Origin of the sequence: Pseudomonas sp. 44 R 15 (assembly GCF_900004965.1) — a bacterium.
Lineage (GTDB): Bacteria > Pseudomonadota > Gammaproteobacteria > Pseudomonadales > Pseudomonadaceae > Aquipseudomonas > Aquipseudomonas orientalis_A.
In genome coordinates, this window is sequence record NZ_CVTU01000055.1 from 1 (window position 1) to 6,559 (window position 6,559).

Genomic DNA, 6,559 nt, shown 5'->3' on the forward strand with positions numbered 1-6,559 from the left:
TTATTTCCAGAAGTTTTCGAAGATTTCTTCAACAACTTCAACCACTTGCGCTTGCGATCTCTCGTAAGCGGGAGGCGAATTCTACAGCGTTACAAGCTGCTGTCAACACCTCTTTTTCAACTTCCTTTTGGCTTCGATGAACTGAAGCACTTGCTGTCGAAGCTTACTTAACTCATTGTTTACCAAGGAGTTTTCCGTTTCGACTGCGCCGGAAGTGGGGCGAATTATAGGCGCACAGAATCTGCCGTCAACGACTAATTTCGTTTTCTTATCAAATAGTTAGGATTGATCAGAAAACGACCGACGCCCTTCTATATAGAAGAGATACCTCAGATAACGCCAGCCTCTCTTAAAGCAGCCACGCTCGACGGCGCCAGCCCCAGCACACTTTGCAGCACTTGAACCGTATGCTCACCCAACAGCGGAGGCGCATTGCGATATTCCACGGGCGTCTTGGAAAGCCGGATGGGACTGGCAACCTGAGGCACCATCCCCGCCAACGCGTGAGGCAACTCTATGGCCAACCCGCGCGCCTTGACCTGCGGATCGGCAAACATCTGCGCCAGATCATTGATCGGCCCACATGGCACACCTACTTTCTCCAGCTGCGATACCCACTCTGCCGTAGTCTTGAACACGGTCGCCTGCCGGATCAGTGGAACCAGCACCGCACGATTGGCAACTCGCATCTTATTCGTAGAGAACCGCGGATCATCCGCCCACTGGGGTTGTCCGGCCACCTCGGCGAACTTGCGAAACTGCCCGTCATTACCCACGGTCAGGATGAAATCACCATCAGCCGTAGGAAAGTCCTGATAAGGCACGATGTTCGGATGCGCATTGCCCAAGCGCTTTGGCGAAACTCCGGTGGTCAGGTAGTTCATCGCCTGGTTAGCCAGGCAAGCTACCTGCACATCCAGCAGCGCCATATCAATATGCTGCCCACCGCCGTCGTGATCCCGGTGAGCAAGCGCCGCCAGGATGGCTACGGTCGAATAAAGCCCGGTGAGAATATCGGTCAATGCCACCCCAACCTTCACCGGCCCCGCACCCTCATCACCCTCAGGCCGACCGGTGAGGCTCATCAACCCACCCAGCCCTTGAATCATGAAGTCATAGCCGGCACGGGTTGCATAAGGGCCGGTCTGGCCAAAGCCGGTAATCGAGCAATAGATCAGCTCCGGATTGATCGCCTTGAGCGACTCATAATCCAGACCATAAGCCGCCAGGCCACCCACCTTGAAGTTCTCGATCAGAATGTCCGACTTGGCAGCCAGGTCACGCACCAGCTTCTGCCCCTCAGGCTTGGTGAAGTCGATGGTCACCGACGCCTTGTTCCGGTTGGCGGACAGGTAGTACGCGGCCTCACTGGTGTTCTCACCATCAGCATCCTTGAGAAAAGGCGGCCCCCAGGCGCGCGTGTCGTCACCATTGCCCGGCCTTTCGACCTTGATCACCTCGGCCCCAAGGTCCGCGAGTATCTGCCCGGACCAAGGGCCCGCCAGTACTCGCGATAAATCCAGTACACGCAGATGCGAAAGCGCGCCCATGTCCGTGCTCCTATTAATAGAAGGCCTGAAGACCGGTTTGCGCGCGCCCCAGGATCAAGGCATGCACGTCATGCGTACCTTCATAGGTGTTGACCACTTCCAGGTTGACCAGATGACGCGCCACCCCGAACTCGTCGGAAATGCCGTTGCCGCCCAGCATGTCCCGGGCCATGCGCGCGATATCCAGAGACTTACCACATGAGTTGCGCTTCATGATCGAAGTAATCTCAACCGCCGCCGTTCCCTCATCTTTCATCCGCCCCAGGCGCAGACAACCTTGCAGCGCCAACGTGATCTCGGTCTGCATGTCGGCCAGCTTCTTCTGGATCAACTGCGTCGCCGCCAACGGGCGACCAAACTGATGACGATCAAGGGTGTACTGGCGCGCGGTATGCCAGCAGAACTCCGCAGCCCCCAGGGCGCCCCAGGAGATGCCGTATCGCGCCGAGTTCAGGCAAGTAAACGGACCTTTCAAGCCACGCACGTCCGGAAAGATGTTCTCTTCGGGCACAAACACGTTGTCCATGACAATTTCGCCCGTAATGGACGCCCGCAAACCGACCTTGCCGTGAATCGCCGGTGCACTCAGGCCTTTCCAGCCCTTCTCCAGTACAAAGCCGCGTATGTCGCCGGCGTCGTCCTTGCCCCACACCACAAACACGTCGGCGATCGGGCTGTTGGTGATCCACATCTTCGCGCCAGTCAGGCTGTAACCGCCTTCCACTTTGCGCGCACGGGTAATCATCGCGCCTGGATCAGAACCGTGGTTGGGCTCGGTGAGACCGAAGCAGCCGATCCATTCGCCGGAGGCCAGTTTCGGCAGGTACTTTTGCTTTTGCGCTTCGGTGCCGAATTCATTGATCGGCACCATGACCAATGAGGACTGCACACTCATCATCGAGCGATAACCGGAATCGACACGCTCGACTTCACGGGCAATCAACCCATAGCTGACGTAGTTCAAGCCACTGCCACCGTATTGCTCGGGAATCATGGCCCCCAGCAAGCCGGTTTCGCCCATCTCGCGGAAGATCGCGGGGTCGGTCTTTTCATGACGGAAAGCTTCAAGCACACGGGGCGCCAACTTGTCCCGAGCAAACTGCTCGGCACTGTCGCGCACCATGCGCTCTTCTTCGGTGAGCTGTTGATCCAGCAGCAGCGGATCGATCCAGTTGAAGCTTGCCTTGCCAGCCATGAATAAGTCCTCACGAAAAGAATCAAAACGTCGTGCAGGCAGACTAGGCCGGGGCGACGCCGAGGGCAAACGAGGTTTCTGCATGGGGTTGTGCTAATTTCTCACTTCGTAACGCCTGACAAGGCCAAAAAAGCGCCTTATATGTGAGGACAATGTACATGCGCAGGAAAATCCCCAGCACTACCGCGCTTATCAGTTTCGAAGCAGCCGCCCGCCATGAGAGCTTCACCAAGGCCGCACAGGAGCTTTCCATCACTCAAGGTGCGATCTGCCGACAGATCGCCAGCCTTGAAGAATTTTTGAGTGTCGAACTGTTTCGACGCTCGCGGCGCGGGGTAAAGCTGACGGAGGCGGGGCTGTCTTATAGCCGCAGGGTGGCAACGCAACTGGATGCAGTAGAACGCGACACCCTTTCAGTCATGGGCCAGCAGGGCGCGAATGTCATCGAACTGGCCGTGGTACCGACTTTCGGCACCCAATGGTTGATCCCGCGCCTGAAGGACTTTCAACAGCGGCATCCGGAAGTGACGGTCAACCTGACCAACCGCACGCGCCCCTTCCTGTTTGCCGACACCGAGTTCGACGCTGCGATCTATTTCGGCGATGCCGACTGGTCCGGCACCGAGTCCCACAGGCTCATGGGTGAAAACCCCGTCCCCGTATGCAGCCCACGCTTACTCGGCGACCGCGCGCACTTTACTCCCCAGGAAATGGCCGACCTGCCGCTCTTGCAGCAGACAACGCGCCCTTATGCCTGGCGTCAGTGGTTCAACGCCCAGCAGATGAGCGTTCCCCGCGACATGACAGGCCCGCGTTACGAGCTATTCTCAATGTTGTCCCAGGCGACAATGCATGACATGGGCATTGCGCTGATCCCACCCTTCCTCATCCAGCGAGAGTTGAAAGAGCAGCACTTGGTGATCGCGAGCCACCAAGCCCTGCCCAGCGACAAGGCGTATTACCTGATGATTCCGGAACGAAAGGTCAAATCCGCGTCCCTGCATGCGTTCCGCGACTGGCTCATCGAGCAATCTCGGCGCTACAACCCCGACACCCAAGGCCAACCCCCATTTGCTGACCTTGTAGTCAACTAAATCAAAGCACTACAGATATACGCGGATGTCGCATTTAAACAGACTGTATCTGCTGAACAAAAAATGGGCGCAAAGCCATGAATGATAAGGCTTGCAGCGACTATTACGGTTCAATAACCGACTAATCACGCTGACGATTAAAAAACCGCGCGTTACCGCCTGCAAGCCTTTAATTACTTGTATTTAAAGAGGTTATTTCGGCGCATTGCGACAATCAGTCACAGGGTGACTTGTAGTTAATTTTTCGTCACCCGTCATAATCCCTTGAAGGCCGTAAAGTTCGCCTGCAAAATGCCGCGCCCCGCTGTCATTTCAGCGGGATCGTGCTGATCGGCCGCCCCAGTTGCGCCACTCACGGCGCACTGGCCTTTTTACAAAAAGATCAAAAGCAAAAAGATCATGCAGGAGATTTGACGTGCACATTGGTGTTCCTCTCGAAACCCAGACCGGTGAAACGCGGGTGGCTGCCACCCCGGAAACCATCAAGAAGCTGATCGGCCAGGGCCATAAGGTCACTGTACAAAGCGGTGCCGGCATCAAAGCCAGCATCGTCGACAGTGCCTATGAAACGGCAGGCGCAACCATTGGCAGCGCCAACGATGCGTTTGGCGCCGAACTGATCCTCAAGGTGGTTGCTCCCAGCGACAGCGAACTGGCGCTGATCAAAAGCGGCACCGTATTGGTGGGCATGCTCAACCCGTTCAGCAACGAAACCATCGCCAAGCTCGCAGAGCGCGGCATCACGGCCTTCGCGCTCGAAGCTGCGCCACGCACCTCCCGGGCCCAGAGCCTGGATGTGCTGTCCTCCCAAGCCAATATCGCCGGCTATAAGGCCGTGTTGCTGGCTGCCCACCACTACCCGCGCTTCATGCCGATGTTGATGACTGCCGCAGGCACGGTGAAAGCCGCTCGCGTGTTGATCCTCGGCGCCGGCGTTGCAGGCCTTCAGGCGATTGCCACGGCGAAACGCCTGGGTGCGGTGATCGAAGCGTCTGACGTTCGCCCGGCCGTGAAGGAGCAGATCGAATCCCTCGGTGCCAAGTTCGTTGATGTGCCTTACGAAACCGATGAGGAGCGCGAATGCGCGGTCGGCGTCGGCGGTTACGCACGTCCCATGCCCAGCAGCTGGATGCAGCGCCAGGCCCTGGCTGTGCATGAGCGCGCCAAGCAGGCCGACATCGTCATCACCACGGCGTTAATCCCCGGCCGTAAAGCGCCGACCTTGCTCAGCGCCGAAACCGTCGCGCAGATGAAGCCCGGCTCGGTCGTCATCGACCTCGCGGCAGCCCAGGGCGGCAACTGCCCGCTGACGGTTGCAGATCAAGTCGTGGTGGAAAACGGCGTGATCATCTGCGGCCCGACCAACCTGGCCGGCGCCGTGGCAGCCGATGCCTCGGCCCTGTACGCGCGCAACCTGCTGGACTTTCTGAAACTGGTGTTCACCCAGGAAGGGCAGTTTGAAATCAACCTCGAAGACGACATCGTCGCCGCGTGCCTGATGTGCCGCGACGGCCAAGTCATCCGCAAAAACGCCTAAGCAGGGATTCAGACGATGGAAGAGCTTATCTCCCCCGGTATCTACAACCTGATCATCTTTGTGCTGGCGATTTATGTCGGTTACCACGTGGTCTGGAACGTGACACCCGCGCTGCACACGCCGTTGATGGCCGTAACCAACGCCATTTCGGCAATCGTGATCGTCGGCGCCATGCTCGCCGCCGCCCTCACGGTCACACCGCTGGGCAAGACCATGGGCACCCTGGCTGTGGCCCTGGCGGCGGTCAATGTGTTTGGTGGTTTCCTGGTCACCCGGCGAATGCTTGAGATGTTCAAGAAAAAAGCCCCGAAAGTAAAAGAAGAGGCGCCCAAGTAATGAGCATGAACCTCGTCACGACGCTCTACCTGATTGCGTCGATCTGCTTCATCCAGGCCCTCAAAGGCCTCTCGCACCCGACCACTTCGCGGCGCGGCAACCTGTTCGGCATGCTCGGCATGGCGCTGGCGGTACTCACCACCGTTGGCCTCATCTATAAGCTCGGCGCTGAGCTGGCGACGGCCGGTATCGGCTATGTGATCGTCGGCCTGCTGATCGGCGGCACCGCCGGCTCGGTCATGGCCAAGCGCGTCGAAATGACCAAGATGCCGGAACTGGTCGCGTTCATGCACAGCATGATCGGCCTGGCTGCGGTATTCATCGCCATCGCGGCGGTCGTCGAACCGCAATCGCTGGGTATCGTCAAGCACCTGGGCGACGCCATTCCTGCGGGCAACCGCCTGGAACTGTTCCTGGGTGCCGCCATCGGTGCAATTACCTTCTCCGGTTCGGTGATCGCTTTCGGCAAGCTCTCCGGCAAGTACAAGTTCCGCCTGTTCCAGGGCGCACCGGTGCAGTTCGGCGGCCAGCACAAGCTCAACCTGGTGCTGGGCCTGCTGACGCTGGGCCTGGGCCTGGCCTTCATGTTCACCGGCAACCTCACGGCCTTCGCCGTGATGCTGGCCCTGGCCTTTGTACTGGGCGTGCTGATCATCATCCCCATCGGCGGCGCCGACATGCCGGTGGTTGTCTCGATGCTCAACAGCTACTCCGGCTGGGCAGCGGCAGGGATCGGCTTCTCGCTGAACAACTCGATGCTGATCATCGCCGGCTCCCTGGTGGGCTCCAGCGGCGCGATCCTGTCGTACATCATGTGCAAGGCCATGAACCGCTCCTTCTTCAATGT

General features: G+C 58.5%; 6 protein-coding genes. 4 read left to right on the forward strand and 2 right to left on the reverse strand.

All coding sequences use genetic code 11. From position 1 onward, the window contains the following. Nucleotides 1-329: 329 nt before the first annotated feature. The gene (locus BFP93_RS06745) at nucleotides 330-1,550 is read right to left on the reverse strand and encodes a CaiB/BaiF CoA transferase family protein (RefSeq protein WP_065892530.1); all 1,221 of its coding nucleotides are present in this window, start codon (nucleotides 1,548-1,550) and stop codon (nucleotides 330-332) included. Nucleotides 1,551-1,563: 13 nt separating this feature from the next. Continuing rightward, nucleotides 1,564-2,745 carry an acyl-CoA dehydrogenase gene (locus tag BFP93_RS06750; protein ID WP_065886800.1) on the reverse strand — a complete coding sequence of 394 codons (1,182 nt, stop codon included), beginning with the start codon at nucleotides 2,743-2,745 and terminating at the stop codon, nucleotides 1,564-1,566. Between the two features lie 158 nt (nucleotides 2,746-2,903). Between BFP93_RS06750 and BFP93_RS06755 the strand changes: the two genes are divergently transcribed. The 4 genes from BFP93_RS06755 to BFP93_RS06770 form a co-directional block, all read left to right on the forward strand. Next, a complete protein-coding gene (locus tag BFP93_RS06755) occupies nucleotides 2,904-3,839 on the forward strand; it encodes a LysR family transcriptional regulator (protein WP_065892531.1) in 936 nt (311 codons plus the stop codon). Nucleotides 3,840-4,254: 415 nt separating this feature from the next. Then, nucleotides 4,255-5,376, forward strand: a complete 1,122-nt coding sequence (locus BFP93_RS06760; RefSeq protein ID WP_065892532.1) for a Re/Si-specific NAD(P)(+) transhydrogenase subunit alpha — start codon at nucleotides 4,255-4,257, stop codon at nucleotides 5,374-5,376. Nucleotides 5,377-5,391: 15 nt separating this feature from the next. Beyond that, a complete protein-coding gene (locus BFP93_RS06765) occupies nucleotides 5,392-5,712 on the forward strand; it encodes an NAD(P) transhydrogenase subunit alpha (protein WP_003187417.1) in 321 nt (106 codons plus the stop codon). Then, nucleotides 5,712-6,559, forward strand: an 848-nt coding sequence (locus BFP93_RS06770; protein WP_141687952.1) for an NAD(P)(+) transhydrogenase (Re/Si-specific) subunit beta, incomplete at its 3' end; no start/stop codon positions are given. The genes BFP93_RS06765 and BFP93_RS06770, both read left to right, overlap by 1 nt.